We start from the raw sequence: 22,938 nt of genomic DNA on the forward strand, positions 1-22,938 counted from the left end.
CTTCGCCGAAACGAAGGGCTTGGCCGCGTCGGCCGCAGCTTTGGCACCAGCTTCTGGGCGACAACGCGACGGACGGCTGAAAACTCGAAGTTTTGTGCTGACACGCGGGCGGCTACTCCGCAACCCGCTGGGGTGCGCGCAGCCGCCAGACGATGACGGACCGCTCCGCCGGATCGAGGGCGATGCGGTGGGACTTGCCGCGCAGCTCGAACTTGTAGCCGAGCAGCAGGTCCTCCACCTCGACGGCGCCGTGGTCGGGCTCTCCGAGGAGCCAGAGCGGTACCTCGTAGGTGCATTCCTGGCGGTTCTTCGGATCGAGATTGACCATCACGAAAATGCAATTGTCGCCCTCGGGCGTCGCCTTGGCGTAGGCGACGATCTGGTCGTTATAGGCCGCCGTGAAGGTGATGTTGCGGAAGTCCCAGAGCGCCTGGTTCTCCTGCCGGATGCGGTTGAGCTTGATGATGTGCGCGCGGATGTTGCCCGGCGCATGGTAATCCCAGGCCTTCAGCTCGTACTTCTCTGAATTGAGATATTCTTCCTTGCCGGGATAAGGTGCTGCCTCGCACATCTCGAAGCCGTTATAGATGCCGTAGACCGAGGACAGCGTCGCCGCCAGGGTCGCCCGCACGATGAATCCGGCGCGGCCGCTGGTCTGGAGGTAGACCGGATTGATGTCCGGCGTGTTGGCGAAGAAGTTCGGCCGGTAATATTCGCCCATCTCGCCGGCGAGCTCGGTCGAGTAGTCGATGAGCTCCTGCTTCGTGTTGCGCCAGGTGAAGTAGGTGTAGCTCTGCTGGTAGCCGGCCTTGGCGAGCTTCTTCATCATCTTCGGCCGGGTGAAGGCCTCGGCGAGGAAGATCACGTCGGGATAGCGGGCATTCACCTCGGCGATCATCCATTCCCAGAACGGGATCGGCTTGGTGTGGGGGTTGTCGACGCGGAAGATTCGGGCGCCGAGTTCGGCCCAGCCCATGACGATGTCGCGCAGTTCGATCCAGAGCGAGGGCAACGCGCCGCCGTAGAAGTGGACGTTGGAAATGTCCTCGTACTTCTTCGGCGGGTTCTCGGCGAATTTCAGAGTGCCGTCGGGGCGCCACTCGAACCATTCTGGGTGGTTCTTGATCCACGGGTGGTCGGGCGAGCACTGGATCGCGAAATCGAGCGCGATCTCCATGCCGTAGGCGTGGCTCGCGGCGACCAGCCGGCGGAAATCGTCGAGGGTGCCGAGTTCGGGATGCACCGCCTCGTGCCCGCCCGCCTCCGAACCGACCGCATAGACCGAGCCGACATCGCCTTCGAGCGCCGTGAGGGTGTTGTTCTTGCCCTTGCGGTTGGTCTTGCCGATCGGGTGGATGGGCGTGAAGTAGAGCACGTCGAAGCCGAGTTCCCGGATCTCGGGCAGACGCCGGATCACGTCGTCGAACGTGCCGTGGCGGTTGACGTCCATGGATTGCGAGCGCGGGAAGATCTCGTACCAGGCCGAGAACCGGGCCGCGAGGCGGTCGGCGATCACCGGCACGTTCACCGGGTAGCGCGAGCGGTTGACCCGGTCGGCATGCTTGCGGATCAGGGACGCGGTCTCGGGGGCGAGGATGAGATCGAGCTGCGCTGCCGATCCGGTCTTCTCCGCCCCGAGGGCCGAGACGATGGCCTGGAGCCGGGCCTGGTCCTGGCCGGTGGCGAGGTCCGCCGCCCCCTGCACGAAGCTGACGCCCTCGATGGTCTCGAGGCGCACGTCGACGCCCGCGTCCCGCTTCTTCAGCGTGTCGCGGATCCAGGACGAGAAGGCATCGCGCCAAGCCTCGATGGTGAATTCGTAGCGGGCATTGTGTTCGAGGGGGAAGGAGCCGCTCCAGCGGTCGTTGTCCACGAACACCATGCGGTCTCGGCGCCATTCCTCCTCGCCGACGACGCGCGACAGGATCGCGGCGTCGATGATCTCGTGGCCGTCGCTGAAGATGTCGGCGGAGACCGCCACCTGCTCGCCGACCACGCGCTTGACCGGCGAACGGCCCCCGTCGATCTCGGGCGAGACCGCCTCGATGACGACGCGGCCTTCGCCCGACGGCGTGGAGGGAGCGGGGGGCTTTGCCACCACCCGCCGCTCGGCGGCGAGGATGCGGATCTCACCGGGCGCGAGGTCGAGGCTCGTGCCGGGGAGGAACTCGATCGGCTCCGCCTCGGGGGTGAGGTCCTTGAAGCGGCCGAGCATCCCGCCTGTCCGTGCCACCAGCGGCCCGGCATCCACCGCCACCGCCACGGGGCCGGGATTGAACAGGACGAGGGTGGCGTGGCGTGCCGAAGCGCCGTGTCCGGTGTCGAATTTCAGCAGCGCCACATAGGCCGCATCCGGCGCCGAGATCCGCGACTGCGCACCCTCGACATTGGCGGAAGCGAGGCTGGCCTTCAGGGCGTTGATCGCCGTGACATAGCCAGAAATGTCGATGCCGGTGTCGGTTTCGCGCGAATCGGGATTGGTCTCGACCACATGCAGGGCGCGGCGGTAGCCCCATTCGTAGCCGATGGGCAGGAGCACGCCGGCCGAGAAGAACGCGGCCAGGGCGTAGCGCGCCTTGAGGCGGCGCGCGATGGCGTCCGGCCCACCGGAAAGCCCGCCCGCGAGGCGGGGCATGTCGTGGTTCTCGGGGAAGGCGATGGAGGGGGCGATCACGCGCAGGCGGTCGTATTGTTCGAGCGCCCACGGCGCCTTCAGGTCCCACCAGGCGAAGGAATTGAACAGGTAGTCGAACCCGGCGCCCGCCGTGGCCTGGGCCTCCTCGAAGGTGCAGCCCAGGGTCTCGGCGGCGAACAGGCAATCGGGCTCCAGCGCCTTGGCGGCGCCGATGAGCGAGCGCCAGACATCCGGCGGCACCTTGTAGGCGGCGTCGCAGCGGAACCCGCCGACACCGAGATCCTGCATCCGGTTGATGTAGCCGGCCCAGAGCCGGGTCAGCTCTTCCCGAGCACCGGCCGAATGATAGTTCAGCTCGGCGAGGTCGCCCCAGACCGTGCGGATCGACGGATCGTCCGGGTCGACGGCGGCGGGGCTCTCGATGTTGCCGGCCTCGTCGCGCAGGAACAGGTCCGGCCGCTCCCGCGCCAGGGGGCCGTCCTTGGCGGTGTGATTGATGACGAGGTCGGTCATCACCCGGATGCCGTGCGCGGCGGCGGCGGCGCAGAAGCGGCGGATCTGCTCATCGTCCGAGGTGCCGTCATCGTCGCGGAAACGCTCGTCGAGCCTTTCCGGGTCGGAGACCGCATAGAGGCTGCGCGAGCCGCCGGTCTGGTGGAACGGATTGAGGTAGATCCAGTCGAAACCCATCCCGGCGATGCGGGGAAGCTCCGCCGTCCAGGCCGAGACCTTTCCGACGAGGAGGGGGAACAGGTTGTAGATGCGCGGCCCCTCGGCCCGCGGGGCGCGGCCCGCAGGCAGCGCCACGGTTCCGGCTTCGGTCCGCGCGGCGGAGATCTTGGCTGGGCTCGGCGCGTTCATGCGTACTCCGTTCATTTGAATAGCGTGTCCCCGTCTCCCGAAGGAGCCTCCCGCGCGGCGGCGGGTGAGGTGGGGATGGGCGGTCCCCGTCGAGGACCGCCCTTCAGGGTTCGGCTGCCGTCCCGAACTCGGGCTCAGGCGATCCGCTTCAGGACTGCGTAGGGCAAACGCGCGAACAACCGGCCGAGATCGACCGATGTTCCCTCCGGCTGCACCTCGGCCCCCGACATCAGGTCGACCCAGCGGCTCTCCGCCGGCACCGGCAGAGTGGTGCCGGAGAAGGCCTCGCCCGACCATGCCGCATCGTCGACGAGGCCGGAGACGAGTCGCGGCACGGCGACGAGAAGGTCGCCCTCACCGCTTGTGGCATCGGACCGTGTGAATGCGATGACATGGGCGCTCAACCGGCCTTCTGCGGTCACCGCCAGATGGTCGGCATCCGCGTAGAAGCTGGGTCGCTCCGCACGGTCGGCAAGGAGGCGCGCGAGCGTCGCCTGCTTGACCCGCCCGTCCGGCCAGTGATCGAGCAAGCCGGCGATGTCGGCGCTCCCGTTCAGGGCTTCGGCACGGGCCGTATAATCCACGGGGCGACGGTTATCCGGGTCCACGAAGGAGAAGTCCCAGAATTCCGTCCCCTGGTACACGTCGGGCAAGCCCGGAAGCGTGGCCTTCAGCACCGTCCGGCCGAGGCCGGCGATCATGCCGAGATGGGCGAGCCGGCGCGCGATCGGACGCATGAGCGTCATGAACTTCGCGCCCGGCGCGATCAGGCCGGCGAAGAACCGCTTGACCGCCGCCTCGTACTGCTCGTCCACATTGACCCAGCTCGATCGGCGCTTGCCCTCGCGAAGGGCCTTTTCAGAGTACGCGTCGAGACGTTCGCGGAATTCCGCGATGGCGGCCTCGTCGTCCCCGTCCAGCAATTCGAGCGGCCAGGCGCCGAGAATGGCCTGCAGGAACATCCACTGATCGTTGGCGTCGGGCGCGGGGCCCTCCTCCATGGCGGTGAGATGGGTCCGGGCCGACTGGCCGAGGATGGTCCAGGCCTCGGCCCACACCTCCGGGATCTCGGACAGGGCAAGGAGGCGCGAGCGGGCATCCTCGCCGCGCTTGGTGTCGTGGGTCGCCGTGGTGATCATGGCGTTCGGCCAGTCGCGGGCCCGCGCCGCCTGGAGCGCGTGGAAATGCTCCAGATCGATCCCGTATTCGCCCGGATCGCCGCCGACCTCATTGAGGGCGAGCAACTCGGAGAACCGGTAGAACAGCGTGTCTTCCAGGCTTTTCGCCATGACCGGCCCGGTCAGCTGCTGGAACCGGCGACGGAACCGCAGGATGACGGCGGGATCGGGCCGCCCCGGCCCGCCGGAATCGACCCGCCCCAGCAGAGCCTGTGAGGCGAAATCGTGGACCGACCTGTCCGGCAGGGCGCTCCAGCGCTTGGCCTTGGCCACCGCGCCCTCGATCAGGCGGATATCCTCGCCCTCGACATCGCTCTCGTCGAGATCGCCCGGCAGATAGGAGCGGTAGGTGGGAAAGCGCGCGATGATCTCGATCAGCGCGCGGCGGATGGCGTTCACCGAGAAGTCGCGCGTGCGCCGGTCCGCATCGGCGATCCGCTTCAAGTCGGCGGTGAGCACTTCGAGCTCGCTGGCGAAGCTGATCTCGAGGATCTCCGCCTTGGCCGCCCGGAGCTGTGCCTTGTAGGGCTCGTCCATGCCGGTGGCCCAGCGATAGAACCGGGTGATCCTGGTGTGCTTCTCCTGGTCCACCAGGATGCCGTCGAGCTGGTTCAGCACGTCGTAGCCGGTGGTTCCGGCGACGGGCCAGGGCCGCAGCTTCTCGCCGGGTTCGAGGATCTTCTCGACCACGACGTAGAAGCCGGGGCCGACCGCGCTCTGCAGGGCGCGCGCATAACCCTGCGGGTCGGCGAGACCGTCGATATGGTCGATCCGCAGCCCGTCGATCCGCCCCTCGGAGATGAGGCGGAACACCGTCTCGTGCGAGCGGTGGAAGATGTCGGATTTCTCCACGCGCAGGCCCGCGAGGCCGTTCACGTCGAAGAAGCGACGGTAGTTGATGTCGCTGGCCGCCACGCGCCAATGGGCGAGGCGATAGGATTGCTGCTCGAGAAGCCGGTGGAGCGGCCCGAAACTGTCGGGCCGTCCCTCGAAACCGTTGAGCAGGGTCAGCGTGCGGTCAATGGCCTTGGCGATGGCGGGCGAGGCCTCCACCGCGTCGGCGAGCCGGCGCTTGAGGTGGTCGGCCTCCTCCGGGAAGCCCCGGCGGCGCTCCGCATTCGTCTCCTCGCTCATCAGCCGCAGCCGCTCGGAGACGGCCAGCACCTCGGCCGCCGCATCGTCGCCGATCTCGCCATGCGCCGCCAGGGCGCGGTTGAGGATCGACGGATATTGCAGCGGGCAGATCGGGAATTGATGCTCGTAGTGCCAGACGCTGAAGGCGCCGGCGGCGTCGTCGTATTTCAGGTCGAGCGTGCCGTGTTCGAGGGCCTCGCCGTAACGGTCGCCCAGGAACGGGATGACGAGGTTGTTGCGCGCGCCCTGTCGCTGCCAGTCGATGTCGAAGGCATGCGAGAGCGGCGAGAGATCGCCCCATTCGAGGACGGAGAGCCACCACGGATTGTCGGCCCCGCCGACGCCCATATGGTTGGGCACGATGTCGAGGAGCAGCTTCAGGCCGTGCCGCTGCATCACGTCGGAGAAGTGGACGAAGCCCTCTTCGCCGCCGAGTTCCGGATTGATCGTCGAATGGTCGACGATGTCGTAGCCATGGGTCGAGCCGGGTCGCGCCTTCTGGATCGGCGAAGCATAGACGTGGCTGATGCCGAGTTTGGCCAGATACGGCACGATCCGCTCGGCATCGGCGAAGGTGAAGTCCTTGTGGAATTGCAGCCGGTAGGTGGCGCGCGGCGGCGGCGAGGCGAGACGCGCCGCTCCCGAACGGGGGCCGCGTTCCTCGGCCGACAGCGCGGCGGCGAGCTTTGCCAGCGGACCGCCCGGCGCCGCGATGGCCTCCAGGCTGCGGTCGAGCTTGCGCCGCCAGTTCGGATAGCCCTCCGTCGAGCCCGGCACGTTGGCCTGGCTCAGTTCCGAGATGACGTCCTCGTACTGCACCGCCGTCAGCATCGAGGGCGCCCGTGCGAGGTAGCGCGCCGCCGCTTCGAACGGCGCCGTCTCGGGCACGTCGTAGCCCGGCAGCAATTGCTCGGAGGCCAAAGCCTCGGTGAGACGGGCGCGCTCGGTGACGCGCTCGCGCCGCTCCGCTTCCGCCCGCTCGGCGTCGTAGAGGCCCAGCGCTTGGCGAGTGTCGGTATCGACGCCACGCCACCAGCCGACGAAGGTCGGCAGGTCATGCGTGGTAATCGCCGTCAACGCGTCGCGCGGATAGGCGCCGGGTCCCTTGAACCGGCCGCCATGCTCGCGCTCGAAGGCGAGGATGCGGTAGCTCAGGATGCCGGCCTGCATCAGCGCGTCTGAGAAGCCCTCCGGCGCGGTGCCGAGATCCTCGGCGATGACGAGACACTTGGCCCGGTGGCTTTCGAGCCGCAGGACCGCGAGCATGGGCTCGAACGGCATGGCGACATAGGCCCCATCCTTCGCCGATCCGGTGACCGGGATGAGGAAGAGCCGGGCGAGCTGGAACGCGTGGTCGATGCGGATCGCACCGGCATGGCGCATGTTCGCCTGGACCAGAGCGCGGAACGCCGCGAGCCCGTTGCGCTCCATTTCGAGGGGGTGGAACGCCGGCAGGCCCCAATCCTGCCCCTTGGGCGCCAGCAGATCGGGCGGCGCTCCGATGGAAACGCCATTGGCGAAGCGCTCGGGATGCGACCAGACTTCCGACCCGCCGCGGTCGGCGCCGACGGCGAGGTCACGGTAGAGGCCGAGCCGCATCCCGCTTTCGAGGGCGGCCTTCGACGCATCGGCCAATTGGCGATCGGCGAGGTATTGCAGCCAGATATGGTAGGTGACGGCCTCGGCGTGGGCCATCGCGAACGCCTCCACCGCCGGTGTCCCGGCGCGGCGCATCTCCTCCGGCCAGTCGCCGGACCAATAGGCGCCAAGCGCCTTGTAATGGGCGGACAGGGCCTCGAACGTCCCGTGGGCTTCGAGATCCGCCCCGCCCTCCTCGCGGAAGGCCGAGAAGGCGGGGTCCTGCCCCGCGCGAGCCGGGGATTCCTGCCAGAACGCCTCCAGCACGGGGGACAGCACGCCCCAGATGCCGGGATGGTCCACCAGGGTCGCGGCCTGAAGACCGGCGATGTCGGTGGCCTTGTCCGCCAGTAGCGCGGCGGCACGCGAATTGGTGAAACCGGGCAACGCGCCGGGTTCGATGAACAGGGTCTCCAAGAATAAGCGCGAGGACGGCGAATAGGGCGAGATCTTGCTGCGATCCGATTCGAACAGCGCATGGACCGGGCTCAGGCCCAGGAACGAGGCACCGCGAATGCCGGCATCCCGTGCGGCGCGGCCCGCATCGGCGTAGCTGCCGATGCCGAGGTTGTGCGGCGAGCGCAGGCCATAGAGCTGCGCGGCGAGGCCCCAATCCCGCGCGCCCTCGTCTGCATAGGCGGCGGGGCGCCAGCAACGCTGCGGCGCAGAGATGACCCAGGCTTCCGATTTCCGCTCGCCGAGCGCCACGGTGAGCCGGTGGTAGCCCGGCGTCAGGGGCGGCAACTCGATACGGGGTTCACCAGCGCCGGTGATCGACGCCCTCCCCTCCCGCGCGAGGCCGCGCTCGTCGACGAGGCGCCACGACACGGCGCCGTGCGCCTCCGCGGCCTGAAGCGGGATCGTGGAGGCACGCCGCGCTTCGACCGGGTTCAGAGACGGGACGAGCCCGAGCCGGACGGATTCGACCTCCGCGAGGCTGCTCGCGATCTCGTCGTCGTTGCTCGCCGGGAAGCCCAGGGCGGCGACCATGCCGCGCCGGGTCTCGATATCGGTCGCCACGGGCTGGCCGAACGCGTCGGTATAGCCCGATGCGATGCCGAGGAGGTCGGCCAGGCGTTCGAGATCGCGGCTCATCGGGCGGCTCCCGTCAGCACGATACCCGTCCAGGTGGGAAGCTCGATCTCGCTGCCCGTATGACCGTTCGACCAGATCACCTGACCTCCATGGGAATCGACGGCGAGGGGATCCGCGCCGAAATTGGCAACGAAGCGCAGGGTTCCCCCCGCATAGCGCCACGTCACGTCGAGGGAATCCGGGGACGGCCGGGTCACGTCGGCCCCGAGATATTGCGTCTTCGTCAGGGGCACGACGGATTGGTGCCGGATCTGCAGCAGGTTGCGGGTGTCGGCCCAGACACCGCGATGGGGCTGCCGCTCCGGCTCGGACCAGTCGAGCTTCGAATCGAGGAAGGTCTGTTCCGCCGTGGGATCGGGGATGACCGACGTGTCGTCCGCGAAGGCGGCGAAGCTCTTGAACTCGCGACGACGCCCCTCGCGCACGGCTTTGTTGAGCTCCTCGTCCGGCGCGAAATCGACGAAGAAGAGGAACGGCGTCGTGGCCGACCATTCCTCGCCCATCCACAGCATCGGAATCTGCGGAGCGAGCAGGAAGCCGGCGCGGGCGAGGCTGAGCTTGTCTGGGTCGCTCAGCGCGCTCAGACGCTCACCGAGGGCACGGTTTCCCACCTGATCGTGATTCTGGAGGAAGGTGACGAAGGCCGATGGCGGCAGATGGGAAGAGGGCTCGCCGCGCGGATGATTGTCGAGGCTCGGGAACGGCTCGCCCTGATAGGCGAAGCCTTCCGCGAGGCAGCGGGCGAGATGCTCCACCGGCTTGTCGGCGAAGCTGACGTAATAGCCCGCATCCTCGCCGGTCAGCAGCACATGCCAGCAATGGTGGAGGTCGTCGGCCCATTGCGCCGTGTGCTGGAGCGGCTGGGCGTTGTCGTCGCGTTCGAGCCAGCGGGCCTGATTGGCCTCGTTCTCGAGGACGAGATGGATGTGCCGTCCGGGCAGGCGCGCGCGGATCGTCTCGGCGAGCTCGCCGATGAAGTGCTTGGGCGAATCGTCCAGAATGGCGTGGACCGCATCGAAGCGGATGCCGTCGAAATGGTATTCTTCCAGCCAGTAGAGCGCGTTCTCGATGAAGTAGTCGCGCACGACCTTACCGCTGGTCTCGCCGTCGAAGTTGATGCCGGCGCCCCAGGGCGTCTGATGACGCTCGGTGAAGAAGGTCTTGGCATAGGCGTGGAGGTAATTCCCGGCCGGGCCGAAATGGTTGTAGACCGCGTCGAGGAAAACCATCAGCCCGAGCGAATGGGCCTTGTCGATCAGGTGCTTGAGCTCGTCCGGGCGTCCGTAGACGGCGTCCGGAGCGTAGGGCAGCACGCCGTCATAACCCCAGTTCCGGGTGCCCTTGAAATCGGCGAGCGGCAGAAGCTCGATGGCGGTGACCCCGAGATGAGTCAGGTCCTCGAGCTTGGCCTCCAGCGCAGCATAGGTGCCCTCCGGCGTGGCGGTGCCCACATGCAGCTCGTAGAGGACAGCCTCTTCCCAGGGACGGCCCGTCCATTCTCCGTCGCTCCAGTCGAACGCCTTCGGATCGATCACCTCGCTGAGATCCGACACGTCGTCGGGCTGGAAGCGCGAGGCGGGATCCGGCACCACGAGGTCGCCGTCGATGCGGAAACCGTAGCGGGCGCCCGGACGGACGTCCGGCACGGTGGTGCGGCGCCAGCCTTCGCCGGCCTCTGGGATGGGATGCTCGGCCCCGTCGACCACGAGGGCGACGTCCTTGGCCGTGGGTGCCCAGAGGGCGAAGCGCACGCCGTCCGCCGCGATGGCGGCACCGAAGTTCATGTCGTGTGTGCGCCGCATCAGACCGCCATCTCGCTCATTGGGAAACCTCGCGGCGGAGTCGCACCCGCCTGCGGTGAGAAGGCTGTCCGCGGTGCTCTGGTTCCCTCACCGAACAGCTTCGCTTGCGACGTAATGCGCGGGTCGCGGCGGACAACCGCCGGGCAGAGAAGTTTTATGTGCAGCGCGCCATTGATCCATGATTGTGCCCGTTCCGGCGGCGCGATGCATCGGTAAGCGCCACATGCACGTTGATGAGCGTCGCCTCGCCGATCAGCTGGCGGCAAACCTCAAGGGAGACAGCGCATGAGCCGCGGATATCCGTCCATGACCGCCTTGCTGGGTCTGCTCGCCGTGGCGGGCTACCAGAACAGGGACAAGATCGCCGAGTTCCTGGGCGGCACGTCGAACAAGAGCGCGGCTCCGGGCACGCCGGGAGCCGTCACCGATGGCCAGAGCGGCCTCAATCAAAGCGGGCTCGGCGGCATCCTCGGCCAGCTGGGAAGCGCCCTAGGCGGTGCGGGCGCGGGCGGCCTCCTCGGCGGTGGCTTGAACGAACTCGTCGAGCGGTTCACCCAGAACGGCCACGGCGAGACGGCGTCGTCCTGGGTCAACCAGGGTCCGAACCAGGAGATCGCGCCGCAGAACCTCGAAAAGGCGATCGGCCCGGACATCCTGGCGACCCTCGCGCAGCAGACGGGACTGACCCGCGAGGAATTGCTGTCCCGCCTGTCGCGCGACCTGCCGCAGGCCATCGACCGCTACACACCCGATGGCCGCGTGCCGGCCTGAGGCGTTGCCTCCTCCCGGGCGCGCTCCGCCCGGGAGGATCGATGAGGGTCAGAGCAGCGTGCCGCGCAGGATCAGCATCGCCACCGAGAAATAGATGACGAGGCCGGTGACATCGACGAGCGTCGCCACGAAGGGCGCCGAGGCCGTCGCCGGATCGAAGCCGAGGCGCTGGAGCACGAAGGGCAGCATCGATCCCGTCAGCGAACCGAAGGTGACGATCCCCACCAGGGCGGCCCCCACCGTCGCCGCCACCAGCATCCAATGCTCGCCGTAATCGTAGAGCCCCGCCTTCTGCCAGACGACGATGCGAATGACACCGATCGTCCCCAGGATCGCGCCCAGCAGCAACCCGGTGGGCACTTCCCGCAGGGCCACCCGCCACCAGTCGCGCAGGCGGACCTCGTGGAGCGCCAGCGCGCGGATGAGGAGCGAGGTCGCCTGACTGCCCGAATTGCCGCCCGAACTCATGATGAGCGGGATGAACAGGGTGAGGACGATGGCCTTCTCCAGCTGCCCCTCGAACCCCTGCATCGCCGTGGCCGTCATCATCTCGCCGAGGAACAGGGCACAGAGCCAGCCGGCGCGCTTCCGGATCATCGTGCCGAAGCCGATATCCATATAGGGCTCGGGCAGGGCCTCCATGCCGCCGAAACGCTGGACGTCCTGCGTCTGCTTCTCGACCATGGCGTCGATCATGTCGTCCACCGTGACGATGCCGATGAGGTGGCCCACCGCATCCACCACCGGCAGGGCCAGCAGATCGTATTTCGAGATCAGCCGCGCCGCCTCCTCGCGGCTGGCGGTGGGCGAGACGGCGAGCGGCCGCCGGCCGGCGGCGACGCTGAGGACGTTGTCGTCGGGATTGCCGGAGATCAGCCGGCGCAGGGGCACGGCCTTCGTCAGCGCCTGGGTGCGCGGGTCGAGGACGAAGATCGCGTAGATCGTCTCGCGGGTCTTCTCGACGGTACGGACATGGTCGAGGGTCTGCTGCACCGTCCAGTTGCCCGGCACGCTGACGAATTCCGTGGTCATCAGCGAGCCCACGCTCTCCTCGCCATAGGCGCTGAGCCGGTCGATCGTGCCGCGCGTCTCCGCATCGAGGCGCGCCCTCAGATCGGAGCGGCCCGGCTCCTCGATCTCGCGGAACACGTCCGTCACCCGGTCCGCCGACATGCCGGACAGGTAGGACGCGACCCGGTCGCGCGGCAGCATCTCGATGATGTCGGCGGCGAGGTCGAGTTCCGGCTGGTCGAGTACCTCCACCGCCCGGTCATGGGGCAGCCCGAGCAGGATTGCGGCGGCGACCTCGGGTGCCTCCTCGTTCAGCGCCTCGACGATGTCGGGCGCGCGTTCGTCCGACAACCGGGCGGCCAGCACGGAGGGATCGATCTTGGTCGGGAAGGGGGCGATCTGGTTCATGGGCTCACCTCGGGGGAGGAGTGCGATCGGGCCGTGTTCGGCCGGATCGCGGTGAGCCGCGTGTGAACCCGTCAGGGCCTCAGGCGGTCAGAACGAAATCGGCCGGGCGGGCTGGATCGACGGGACTGTCGCTGGGCATGGATGGGGAATTCGGGCTCCAAAGCCTCCACCTGCGATGCGCACATGCGGATCGCCGAGGGGAAGCCGTCGGCGGCGCCCCCATGCGCTCCGCCACGGGGCGCGTCAAGATGAATTTCCTCCTGTCTTTCAGACCTGTCGGCGGGACGCGCGGGACGGCCGGGGGAGCCACCGTTTCGACGTTCGGAACGGGCGGCGCCGCGGCCGGGATGGGGTACCGAAGCAGCACAATCCTGCATCATAGTTCCCTAAAGAAGGAAAATCGTCCTCTTATCGGGGAAAATTCGGCCCTTACGATCCATCATATGAAAAATATAAGTCTCGTGCCCGCTTGTATTGCGCCCAACTCATTGCTTATGTTGAGGGCGTCGGGCACGAAGGAGTTCTGCCATGGCATGGTCTACCCCCGTTGTTCAGGAAATCTGCGTCGGCATGGAAGTCACCAGCTACGAGTCGGCGGAAATCGATCCCTTCAACTAAGGGATCGGCGCCCTCACGGGCCCGTGTCACCAAGCCTCATCACTACCAACCAGGAGAAACGTCATGACGTGGTCTGCCCCCATCGTTCAGGAAGTGTGCGTCGGCATGGAAGTCACCAGCTACGAGTCGGCTGAGATCGACACCTTCAACTAAGTCGATCGCGACCAAGTCGATCGCTCCCTGGAGCGGTTTGAAGGGGCGGCATTCCATCGGGAATGCCGCCTTTTTCGTGTTCGCTCGGGACAGGGGATCGGGTCGGTGCAGAGATCGTCAGTCATGTCACCCATCGGAATGTCGACGTCACTGGTCTCGCCGCAAGGGTGAACTTTACGAGACCGTTCCGCCGAGAACTCTGCTAGGATGGTCACTTCGGCTCATGAGATGGGGACACGTTCGGGTCCCTGCGGTGAACTCGTCATTCGAGAGAAACACCCCATGACCCACGAGATGCCAGCCATGGAATTCTCGGACCTCACAGGACGGGCGACCCAGGACGGCATCACGGTGACGGTGAACGTCTATCGCTTCGCCGGCACGCAGGATCGGTGGACACTCGAAGTCATCGATCAGACGGGTTGGTCGACGGTCTGGGCCACCACCTTCGCCTCCGACGAAGATGCCCTCGACGCATTCATCGAGGCCGCCGAGGAAGGTGACGGCATGCGCGCGTTCCTCGAACCGCCGCCGACCTTGCACTGACGCAGATCGATATCGGCCTTCCGCCGCCGCACGCGCCTACCGGCTTCGCACAGCGACTCAAACGCCGTTCGCTTCATCCAAGCTCTTCGACAATAGGGGCGACGGGTTCCCTCTGCTGCAAGGAGACGGTATTCACCCATCTACTTGTGCAGGCAAAACGCCTCCCTCTCCGCCTTGTGGGGAGAGGTCAGGATTGGGGGGGGCGCCGCTTGCCTCCGCAGCTTGAGGGTCGCCCAACCAGCCCCACCTCCACCCCACAAGCTCGACGGATCTCGGGCAGGCCCGAGATCCGCTGGGGAGGAGGGCTGCGCAACCTGCGAGATGTGTGAATATCGTAGCCCCCGCACCGCGGAATCTCGCGGCGTGGATGGCAGCGCCGCCCTGCCCCTCATGCCGACATTCGAGTGCCGGCCGAACAAAGTCCACGTCACACCCAAGGACGAACGCCCCCGCAGGGAACATCGCGCGTCGATGCATTCAGTCTCTGCGGGTGGACCACGTGCCATCACAACAATTGGAAAGTAGATCCATCATGAACCAACCCGACCTGCTCGCCGAGAACGTCTCCATCGCGGATCTCGCCGGCCGGAAAGCCGAGCGTCTGGAATATCTGAAAGGCGTCTACCTCAACATGGTCCCCGACCAGACGCGCAACCCGACGCTGCGTGTTCGCCTCAGCCGGGTCGGATCGAAAGTCCAGCCGCACTACCGGATCGAGAGCGACGACACCGATGGCCAGACCGTCATCTTGGGGGTCTATCAGGGCGACAAGCACAAGCCGCTCGCCAAGAGGCTGCACGACGATGACGGACCGACCTGGAGCAGCGAGACCATGAGCTACGTCGACCTCCGCACGCTACACAACAGCCAGATCGGGGTTTGAGCCGTCCATGATCGAGTTCTTCGACAGAGATGGCGGCGAGGCGGTTTTCTGCCACGACGGGCACTCGCTCTATCTCTGGAACGGCAAGGCCGCGGCTTTCATCCACGATGACAAGGTCTACGCCTATGACGGCCGCTTCATCGGCTGGGCGGATCGCGGCTGGATCTCGGACGTGGACGGAGCCTGCCTGCTCTTCGAACGGGACGCGGTGGGCGGCCCTCCCAAGCCCCAGCGGCAGGGGAAGACGACGCCCGGTCCGAGACGCCCGAAACCGGCACGGGCCGAAATGCAGCAGGCCCCGTCTCGTCCCGCCTCATTCGCGGCTTGGTCCCATCGTGTCTTTTCCGACCTGATCTGACCCCCGGCCGAACCCGTTCGAACGACCTCCCTCGCCACGCCGAACGGTGTGACGAGAGGGGTCGGGCGATGCCTGACGATAGGAAACTCGCATGACACTGACGAAGAAGCTGGCTCGCGTCCTCACCGACGAGACGGCGGGAGGCTATCGACTGACCATCGAGACCGTGGACGGGGAGATCTTCCGTATCCTCGCCACGGAGGATCAGGTGAACGACCTGATCGATGAACTCGATGAACTGGTCGGAGACGATGCCGACGACATTCCCGCTCTTTCCGAGGAGGAAGAGCGTGTCGGGGAGGAGCAGCCTTCGTAACGACGGGCCGAACGTTCGATTGTCCCGAGACGAATTCGGGTTGGTCTCGACTTTGGACGATGACTGGGTTGCGGGGTACGCCCGGCAACCCCGTCATCGGGTCGGCCACGGCAGAGCTATCTTCCCGACCTCAGCCGGTCCTCGTATTGCGCCGCCAAAAGCTACGCGAGGGAACACGATTTCGCGACATCCAGGAGGCCTTCACAGGCCTCGCGGCAAGCCTCGTCACGCTCGACCAGATCGAACGGTTCGGTTCGGCACTCCGAGGCATCATCTGCGACGAGCCGCGCATTGGCCCTCATACGACTTGGACCCGATTCCGCCCGCTGATCTTGGCCTTGTACAAAGCTGCATCCGCTCGTTCGATAGCAGCCACGACCTCCGCTCCGTCATCCGTCATCTCGACGCCGAGGCTGACCGTGACCGCAATCGAGTGACCGTTCCATGCGATCGGCTTGTCTTGAAGTGTGAAGCGAAGGCGTTCGGCGAGGAAGACAGTCGCGTGGCGATCGTGCCCTTCAAGGACGATCACGAATTCCTCGCCGCCGAGGCGAGCGAGAATAGCCGCCTCCGGTAGGACCGACTTTGCGCATTTGACGAACTCGCGCAGAACGTCGTCTCCGGCGGCGTGGCCGAATCGATCGTTGATGGCTTTGAAGTGGTCGAGATCGGCGACGATCACCCCGGCCACCTTCCGCTCTTTTTTGAGTTCGCGATCGAGGCCCTTGCGGTTCAGGGCGCCGGTCAGGGGATCGTGATTCGCAATCTGCTCCAACGCCGCATAGGCCCTCTCGGACTGAAGGGCGAGGATCGCTGTCGTGAGCACGATCGACGTCACATGATCGTTGATCGCAACGATCACCACCGTCAGTTGCTCGACGTTGGGCGAGAACGGCAGGATCGGCAGACAGAGCGCAGCGGCGATGGCAGCCTGCGCAAGGCCTGCGATGCGCCGTATGGCCGATCCTCGCGAGGTCGAAAGCACGTAAATGGCTATCGCGGCCTCAAGCTGCGCATAAGCCAGCGTACTCACCGTATTGACTGTCTCGGCATCCCGACCGATCGCCGCCAGACCGACATGCAGGAGAGCCGGCAGCAAGGTTAGGACGGCCATGACGGGCGTCAGAGGTCTTCGCCCGTCGAAGACGCGAAAACCGACCCAGAACATGCAAGCCGTCAGCGACCAACCCAGCGAAGAAAGCCAACTCCCGTAGCGGCCGAAGTCGTCGAAGCCGACTGTTATCGCGGCGCTGATCAGATAGTTCGATCCGAAGCAGAGGAATGAGAACTCATCTCTACGAAGAAACCAGCCGTATACGAACACGAGCCCGCACGTCATGAAGACGATCAGCTCGGTCAGTTGTAGAGTTGGAATCGAGACGGTCATCATACCTGATTAGCTTGCTCAGAGCGCACCAAACAAGCTTCAATCAAGAATTTCCCACTGCGGGTTAGGAACGTTCAACAGAACCGCCTAAATCGATTCAGGGTAATATAGTTTACAGCGAGTCTGGTGAGGGCTCTGCGGCTATCGCTTCATTGTCCTTCGGTTCGGCACGCCTTCGGTACTGGATAGCGAGGCTCGGCCCCAGGAAACCAGTCGGAACCTGCTGCGCGCCGGGCGGCCTCCGGTCATGCCTGGCCGCCCCGGTTCATATCTCGTTCCCGGCGATTCGCCATCTCTGTCGTCCTAAGCAGGTTTCGCAGAAGTGGCCCCCGGTTCCGCGATTAAAACCTGCGACACATCAAGGAGCTGAGCAGCATGAAGCGTTGGCGTGCCAACGGGACCCTGCTTAGAGGCGGTAGCGGATCTGGTCGGTCCAGAAGCGCTCGAGACGGCCGAGGGCGACGTTGAGGCGCCCGAAATCGTCGTCGGAGATGCCGCCGATCGGCTGGATGGTCCGGGCGTGCTTGTCGTAGAGGCCCTGGATGATGTCGTGGATGGACCGGCCCTTGTCGGTGAGGCTGATCCGGACCGAGCGGCGGTCGGTCTTCGACCGGGCGTGGTGGAGGTAGCCGGCCTCGACGAGCTTCTTGACGTTGTAGGAGACGTTGGAGCCGAGATAGTAGCCCTTCGTCCGCAGCTCGCTGGCCGTCAGTTCCTTGTCGCCGATGTTGTAGAGCAGCAGCGCCTGAACGCTGTTGACGTCCTCGCGGCCCCGGCGCTCGAACTCGTCCTTGATCACATCGAGCAGGCGGCGGTGGAGCCGTTCCACGAGATGCAGCGCTTCGAGATAGGATCCATGCACCGGGGTGGTCTCGGTGGAAGTATTGGTCTCGATCACCTTGGCGGACTGGGACTTCATCTGATTGCCTCGTCAGGGTTCTTGCTCGGGCGCCGTGGTGTTCGGCACCGCTTATGAAGCCAATTTACGAGTGACCGATGAAAGACGATTTAAGCGATAGGATGAATATGCGATTTACCTCCGTCGGTAAATGCAAAATGAAAGTAATCCAGTAAGGTGTTGTTTACCTGACCTCGCGAGCCGCAGCCCAAGACAAAGCGAAGTAGACAACAATGATACTTGCATGCGCAGCAAGGGACGGGACCGACATCGGCAGCAGATGCGGAGTGAGGATCGCCAGGGTGACGGCACTCGTGGCGGCCAACAACCAGACCACACCGCCCCAGGCGCTGGTCAGCCACATCCCGATCGCCGCCGTGAAGTCGATCACCGCGAAATAGACGATGACGGCTTGGCGGCCGAGGGGGTCGGCCTCGAAAGGACGGGCTCCGGGAAAGATATCGAGGATCGTCGCCCAGGTAGAGACGCCCTTTGCCAGCCAGAACATCGCCGTCAGGCGCATGAACCAGACCAGAACCACGTCCCAGCCCGTCTGCGGTGCACGCGGCGACCGCTCGATCCGGTCGCCGGCCATCTCGCTGGCGCGCCCGCGCCCGTCCCGCGTCGCACCGACCTTGGTCAGTCCCCTCATGATAAGATCCTTTCTGATCCATCGAATTTCGGCGCGTCGCCATCGGGCAGATCGGTGAAGGCCTCGGCGATCGCCGCCGGGTCCACCTCGGCCAGGGTCGCGGGTCGCCAGTCCGGGCGGTTGTCCTTGTCCACGAGCACGGCGCGGACCCCTTCCCGGAAGTCGTGCCAGTGCATGGCGCGCATGGCCAGGCGATACTCCGCCTGGATCGCCTCGGCGAAATCCATGGCGAGGCCGCGCTTCATCTGTTCGTGGGCGATGCACAGGGAATGCGGGGAGCGCGTGCGCATCAATGCGGCGGCCTCCGTGGCGAAGGGCGACCCGTCCGAATCGAGTCTCGCCAGGATTTCGACGACGCTGTCGGCGGAGAAACAGGCCTCGATCGTACCGCCATGCGACGTGATCGGCCCAACCGCCTGAAAGGCGGTCGCGTGGCGGTCGAAAGCCCGTCCGATGACGCTACCTTCGGCCAGGTCATCCGTGATCGCGTCGAAGTTTTCCGCCGCCGAACAATGGGTGGCGAGCCCCAGAGCGAGGGCATCTCCGGCACCGATCCGGGCGCCGGTGAGGGCGAGATAATGCCCTGCGTAACCGGGCAGGCGCGGCAGCGCATGGGTCATTCCCACATCCGGAAAGAACCCAATTCCCACTTCCGGCATCGCCAGCGCGTAGCGCTCCGAGGCGACCCGATGGCTGCCATGCAGGGACAGTCCGACCCCGCCGCCCATCACGATCCCCTCGATCAGGGCGATGTAAGGTTTGGTATAGCGCTTCACATAAGCGTTGAGGTGGTACTCGGCGAGCCAGAACTGCCTCACCTCCTCGTCCAGCCCCTGCCGCGCGAGGTCGTAGATCTGGCGGATGTCACCACCGGCGCAGAAGGCCCGGCCGCCCCGGCCACGGACGACCACGCGGGTGATCCTGTCGTCCCGCTCCCATTCGGCCAGGGCGCGATACATCGCCGTCGACATGGAGAAGGTGAGCGCATTCAGGGATTTAGGCCGATTCAGAATGATGAGGCCAGCTTCGCCGCGCCGCTCGAACAGGATCTCCGGCTCGTCTGCGCCTGTCATCCATCGTCTCCGGTTGGCCTCCGGCGGGGGCTGTCTCGCCCCTCGGGGGGCTCGCGGGTTTCCACGTGGTCCGTGGTGCGAGCATCGGGACATGCCACGCTCGCCCGGTCGCTTAGACGAACTCTGCCGAGACCCGTCAACATGCCCCGTCCGTCGGGGAGCGGCGATCGGCCCGGGTTTCGAAGAGTTTTGGGGATGTGTTAGGCCGGCTCCGACGCGCCCGCGACGAGCATTCGAGACGAAGACCATGACCGAAGCGACCCCGACCCCGCGTCCCCTCGCCATCGAGACGGCCAAGGCGAGCTCCGCCGCGTCGCTGAGCATCACGCAGCGCCCCCGCCGCAACCGCAAGGCGGAGTGGTCGCGCCGCCTCGTGCGGGAAAATACCCTGACGGTGGATGATCTTATCTGGCCGCTCTTCGTGATCGAAGGGACCGGCCGACGCGAGCCCATCGCCTCGATGCCGGGGGTGGAGCGCCTCAGCGTGGACGAGGTGGTCCGCGACGCCGAGCGCGCGGCACGGCTCGGAATCCCTGCGATTTCGTTCTTTCCCTATACCGACCCCGCCCTGCGCGACCCGACCGGATCGGAATCCCTGAACTCCAATAACCTCGTCTGCCGCGCGGTGCGGGCGGTGAAGAAGGCCGTGCCCGAGATCGGCGTGATGACCGACGTCGCCCTGGATCCCTATACCAGCCACGGCCATGACGGCCTGATCGAGGACGGGGCCATCCTCAACGACGAGACGGTGGCGCTCCTCGTGGAGCAGAGCCTGATCCAGGCCGAGGCGGGAACCGACATCATCGCCCCCTCAGACATGATGGACGGTCGCGTCGGCGCGATCCGGAGCGGCCTCGACAAGGCCGGCTTCCGTGACGTCCAGATCATGGCCTACGCGGCGAAGTATGCCAGTGCCTTCTACGGCCCGTTCCGAGATGCCATCGGCACGACGGCGGCCCTGGTGGGCGACAAGCGCACCTACCAGATGGATCCGGGCAATTCGGACGAAGCCCTCAGGGAAGTCGCCCTCGACCTCGACGAAGGCGCCGATTCCGTGATGGTGAAGCCCGGCCTGCCCTATCTCGACATCATCCGGAGAGTGAAGGACGAGTTCGGCGTGCCGACCTTCGCCTATCAGGTCTCGGGAGAGTACGCGATGATCGAGGCCGCCGCCCTCAACGGCTGGCTCGACGGCACCCGTGCCATGACCGAGAGCCTCCTCGCCTTCAAACGCGCCGGCGCCGATGGCATCCTGACCTACTACGCCCCCCGCGTGGCCGAGCGCCTGCGCGACGGCCTCTGAAATGCGCCGACGGGCCGTCATCGGCCCTGCTGCGCTCCTGCTTCTGGTCGCCCCCTTCCTGGCAGGCTGCGACAGCTCCATCGACCGGCAGCGGATCACCACCTGCCGGCGAACGCTTCCTGCGCTGGTGGCATCGGACCTCCCGCCCCGTCTGCTCCATGTCGGCCGTGGATCGGCGCCCGACAGCGTGCGCGTCGATTACGCTTTGGGCCAACGCCAGCACCGCATCGACTGCCTGTTCGACGGCGGCGCGGGTCTCATCGGCGTCCGCATGGACCACAAGGCGGTGTCGGGCGGAGCGCTTTTCATGCTTAAGAAATACTATCTCGAAACATTAGATTCCGAAGCAAACGACCCCGTGCCGGCGCGCTAGGCATTCGCGCGGCCCTGGCATTCTTATTGCTTGGGTTTCCTTGGGGAGGCGACAGGATTGTCTCTGACCGGCAGACCTCGAATCGTTCGCAGTCGCCTGCCGGCCAATCTCGATCTTGAATCGATATTTAAATACCAAGCGCTGAGCTTGGGCGGTCCATTCTGAGGATGCGATGTCGACAAAACTCAACGAGGCAGATCATCCAGCCGACAGTCTTTCGATGCTCGTGGAGACGTCGACCCAGCAGCTGAAAGCCCTCACTCACCGCAGCGTGGGATCGATCAAGTCCATCACCCGGCGCATGAATCTGCTGGCCCTTAACGCCCTCATCGAGGCCGCTCATGCGGGGGAACGCGGGGCCGGCTTCTCCGTCGTCGCCAATGAGGTTCGCACCGTTGCGGGTGAGATCGAGGGTCTCGTCTCAGGCCTCGGCAACGCCCTGGGAGACGGTGTCGACAACCTGACGCAGGCCGTGGAGCATCTCGCCAGCGAGACCCGCTCGGCCCGCTGTATCGATCTTGCCCTCAACGCCGTCGAGATCATCGACCGGAACCTCTACGAGCGCACATGCGACGTAAGGTGGTGGGCGACCGATGCCGCGGTCGTCGAGTGTGCGCTCGCCCCGTCGGAAGCGGCACGGAAACACGCCTCGCACCGGCTCGGAGTCATCCTCTCCGCCTACACGGTCTATCTCGATCTCTGGCTGTGCAGCCTCGACGGCAAGGTCATCGCCAATGGCCGGCCCGACCGGTTCAATGTGGTCGGCCAGGATGTGAGCCATGAGCCGTGGTTCGCCCGCGCCAAGCCGCTAGCCTCGGGCGATGACTTCGCCGTGGCCAATGTGGCGCGGGTCGCCGCGCTCAACGGGGCGCAGAGCGCCACCTATGTCGCCTCCGTGCGAGCAGGTGGTGAGACGAACGGCAAGGCGATCGGCTTTCTCGCAATCCATTTCGATTGGGAGCCGCAGGCACGCACCATCGTCGAGGGTGTCCGCCTCGCGCCGGCGGAGCGGGCCCATAGCCGTGTCATGCTGCTCGATGCCGAGAACCGCGTCATCGCCTGTTCCAAGGGCAACGGACTCCTCACGGAGCGCTATCCCCTCCGCGCCGACGGACAGAGCCAGGGAAGCTACATCGATGCAGCAGGCCGCCTCGTCGCCTTCCACGAGACGCCTGGCTACGAGACGTATCGCGGATTGGGATGGCGCGGTGTGATCGAGCAATCCGCCTGACGGAGTGGCAACGAAGCCCATGTGACCTTGAGTGAAGGCATGGGCCCTCCCATGTCTTCTCATGAAGGAGAACCGTCTCCCCTCTCAAAGGCTACCGGCCATGCTCAACACGCCCCCAGGCTACGACCCCGCCGGCTATGCCGAGCGTTTCGGGACCGGCTTTCCGAGCAACCTTCCGATGCCCTTTGTGCGGGCGAGCCTCGGCGCACGTTTCGTCGCCTATCTCCTCGACATTCTCTTCATCCTGGGCTTCACTGCGCTCCTCACCCTGGCGATCACGGTGCTCGGGGTGCTGACCTTCGGGCTCGGCTGGACCCTGTTCGCGATCCTTCCCGCCAGCGGCATCCTCTACAGCGCGGTGACGGTGGGCGGCGCCGCCCAGAGCACCTGGGGCATGCGGATGATGGGTTTGCGCGTGGTGACTCCGGCCAGCGGCCTACGGGTGGATTTCCTCACCGCCGCCATCCACGCCCTGCTGTTCTACGTCGCCATCTCGACGTTCCTGCTTTGGTTCGTCGATATCCTGTTCGGCCTCATGAGATCGGACCGGCGCCTGGGCCACGACGTTCTCGTCGGCCTCGCGGTGGTGCGGCTCTGATCACACCGGGGGACGA

Annotated in this window: 19 protein-coding genes; 11 read left to right on the forward strand and 8 right to left on the reverse strand. The window is 65.9% G+C overall.

From position 1 onward, the window contains the following. Positions 1 to 112 precede the first annotated feature (112 nt). The 3 genes from ASF32_RS13465 to treZ all read right to left on the reverse strand — a co-directional run bounded on the left by ASF32_RS13465 (position 113) and on the right by treZ (position 10,343). Entirely contained in the window at positions 113 to 3,496 is a 3,384-nt protein-coding gene (locus tag ASF32_RS13465; protein ID WP_056429256.1) for a maltotransferase domain-containing protein, read from the reverse strand. A 134-nt stretch (positions 3,497 to 3,630) separates the two neighbouring features. Further along, entirely contained in the window at positions 3,631 to 8,541 is a 4,911-nt protein-coding gene (locus ASF32_RS13470; RefSeq protein ID WP_056429258.1) for a malto-oligosyltrehalose synthase, read from the reverse strand. After that, on the reverse strand, positions 8,538 to 10,343 hold the full coding sequence (treZ, locus tag ASF32_RS13475; protein ID WP_056429260.1) for a malto-oligosyltrehalose trehalohydrolase: 1,806 nt from the start codon (positions 10,341 to 10,343) through the stop codon (positions 8,538 to 8,540). The genes ASF32_RS13470 and treZ overlap by 4 nt, the downstream gene beginning before the upstream one ends. A 285-nt stretch (positions 10,344 to 10,628) precedes the next feature. On the opposite strand from treZ, the gene ASF32_RS13480 reads away from it, so the two are divergent. Next, positions 10,629 to 11,114, forward strand: a complete 486-nt coding sequence (locus ASF32_RS13480) for a YidB family protein (protein WP_056429263.1) — start codon at positions 10,629 to 10,631, stop codon at positions 11,112 to 11,114. 48 nt (positions 11,115 to 11,162) lie between these two features. Here the strand turns inward: ASF32_RS13480 and mgtE are convergent, their stop codons facing one another. Further along, on the reverse strand, positions 11,163 to 12,533 hold the full coding sequence (mgtE, locus tag ASF32_RS13485) for a magnesium transporter (RefSeq protein ID WP_056429265.1): 1,371 nt from the start codon (positions 12,531 to 12,533) through the stop codon (positions 11,163 to 11,165). A 528-nt stretch (positions 12,534 to 13,061) separates the two neighbouring features. Between mgtE and pqqA (ASF32_RS13490) the strand changes: the two genes are divergently transcribed. The 6 genes from pqqA (ASF32_RS13490) (at position 13,062) to ASF32_RS13515 (ending at position 15,407) form a co-directional block, all read left to right on the forward strand. Beyond that, positions 13,062 to 13,151 (forward strand): pyrroloquinoline quinone precursor peptide PqqA, encoded by a 90-nt coding sequence (gene pqqA, locus ASF32_RS13490; RefSeq protein ID WP_056429267.1) that lies wholly within the window; start codon positions 13,062 to 13,064, stop codon positions 13,149 to 13,151. A gap of 63 nt (positions 13,152 to 13,214) precedes the next feature. Further along, a complete protein-coding gene (gene pqqA, locus ASF32_RS13495; protein WP_018042171.1) occupies positions 13,215 to 13,304 on the forward strand; it encodes a pyrroloquinoline quinone precursor peptide PqqA in 90 nt (29 codons plus the stop codon). Between the two features lie 282 nt (positions 13,305 to 13,586). Beyond that, positions 13,587 to 13,850 (forward strand): hypothetical protein, encoded by a 264-nt coding sequence (locus ASF32_RS13500; RefSeq protein ID WP_056429269.1) that lies wholly within the window; start codon positions 13,587 to 13,589, stop codon positions 13,848 to 13,850. 532 nt (positions 13,851 to 14,382) lie between these two features. After that, positions 14,383 to 14,733 (forward strand): hypothetical protein, encoded by a 351-nt coding sequence (locus tag ASF32_RS13505; RefSeq protein ID WP_056429271.1) that lies wholly within the window; start codon positions 14,383 to 14,385, stop codon positions 14,731 to 14,733. Positions 14,734 to 14,740: 7 nt separating this feature from the next. Continuing rightward, positions 14,741 to 15,091: a 4-fold beta flower protein gene (locus ASF32_RS13510; RefSeq protein ID WP_056429274.1), complete on the forward strand. Its 351-nt coding sequence runs from the start codon at positions 14,741 to 14,743 to the stop codon at positions 15,089 to 15,091. Between the two features lie 91 nt (positions 15,092 to 15,182). After that, a complete protein-coding gene (locus tag ASF32_RS13515; protein WP_056429276.1) occupies positions 15,183 to 15,407 on the forward strand; it encodes a hypothetical protein in 225 nt (74 codons plus the stop codon). 298 nt (positions 15,408 to 15,705) lie between these two features. Here the strand turns inward: ASF32_RS13515 and ASF32_RS13520 are convergent, their stop codons facing one another. The 4 genes from ASF32_RS13520 to ASF32_RS13535 form a co-directional block, all read right to left on the reverse strand. Continuing rightward, the gene (locus tag ASF32_RS13520) at positions 15,706 to 16,797 is read right to left on the reverse strand and encodes a GGDEF domain-containing protein (RefSeq protein ID WP_056429278.1); all 1,092 of its coding nucleotides are present in this window, start codon (positions 16,795 to 16,797) and stop codon (positions 15,706 to 15,708) included. Positions 16,798 to 17,200: 403 nt separating this feature from the next. After that, positions 17,201 to 17,713, reverse strand: a complete 513-nt coding sequence (locus ASF32_RS13525) for a winged helix DNA-binding protein (protein WP_056429280.1) — start codon at positions 17,711 to 17,713, stop codon at positions 17,201 to 17,203. Positions 17,714 to 17,876: 163 nt separating this feature from the next. Then, positions 17,877 to 18,344: a DUF6163 family protein gene (locus ASF32_RS13530; protein WP_056429282.1), complete on the reverse strand. Its 468-nt coding sequence runs from the start codon at positions 18,342 to 18,344 to the stop codon at positions 17,877 to 17,879. Next, positions 18,341 to 19,417, reverse strand: a complete 1,077-nt coding sequence (locus ASF32_RS13535) for an enoyl-CoA hydratase/isomerase family protein (protein WP_056429284.1) — start codon at positions 19,415 to 19,417, stop codon at positions 18,341 to 18,343. The genes ASF32_RS13530 and ASF32_RS13535 overlap by 4 nt, the downstream gene beginning before the upstream one ends. A gap of 247 nt (positions 19,418 to 19,664) precedes the next feature. On the opposite strand from ASF32_RS13535, the gene hemB reads away from it, so the two are divergent. From hemB to ASF32_RS13555, 4 genes are all read left to right on the forward strand, one after another. After that, positions 19,665 to 20,720 carry a porphobilinogen synthase gene (gene hemB / locus ASF32_RS13540; protein ID WP_056429287.1) on the forward strand — a complete coding sequence of 352 codons (1,056 nt, stop codon included), beginning with the start codon at positions 19,665 to 19,667 and terminating at the stop codon, positions 20,718 to 20,720. 1 nt (position 20,721) lies between these two features. Then, entirely contained in the window at positions 20,722 to 21,093 is a 372-nt protein-coding gene (locus ASF32_RS13545) for a hypothetical protein (protein WP_056429290.1), read from the forward strand. A 172-nt stretch (positions 21,094 to 21,265) separates the two neighbouring features. Continuing rightward, a complete protein-coding gene (locus ASF32_RS26870) occupies positions 21,266 to 22,324 on the forward strand; it encodes a methyl-accepting chemotaxis protein (RefSeq protein ID WP_056429292.1) in 1,059 nt (352 codons plus the stop codon). A 100-nt stretch (positions 22,325 to 22,424) separates the two neighbouring features. Continuing rightward, positions 22,425 to 22,922, forward strand: coding sequence for an RDD family protein (locus tag ASF32_RS13555; protein WP_056429293.1), 498 nt, complete (start codon positions 22,425 to 22,427; stop codon positions 22,920 to 22,922). The last annotated feature ends 16 nt before the right edge of the window (positions 22,923 to 22,938 follow it).

Source organism: Methylobacterium sp. Leaf91, assembly GCF_001422815.1.
Taxonomy (GTDB): Bacteria; Pseudomonadota; Alphaproteobacteria; order Rhizobiales; family Beijerinckiaceae; genus Methylobacterium.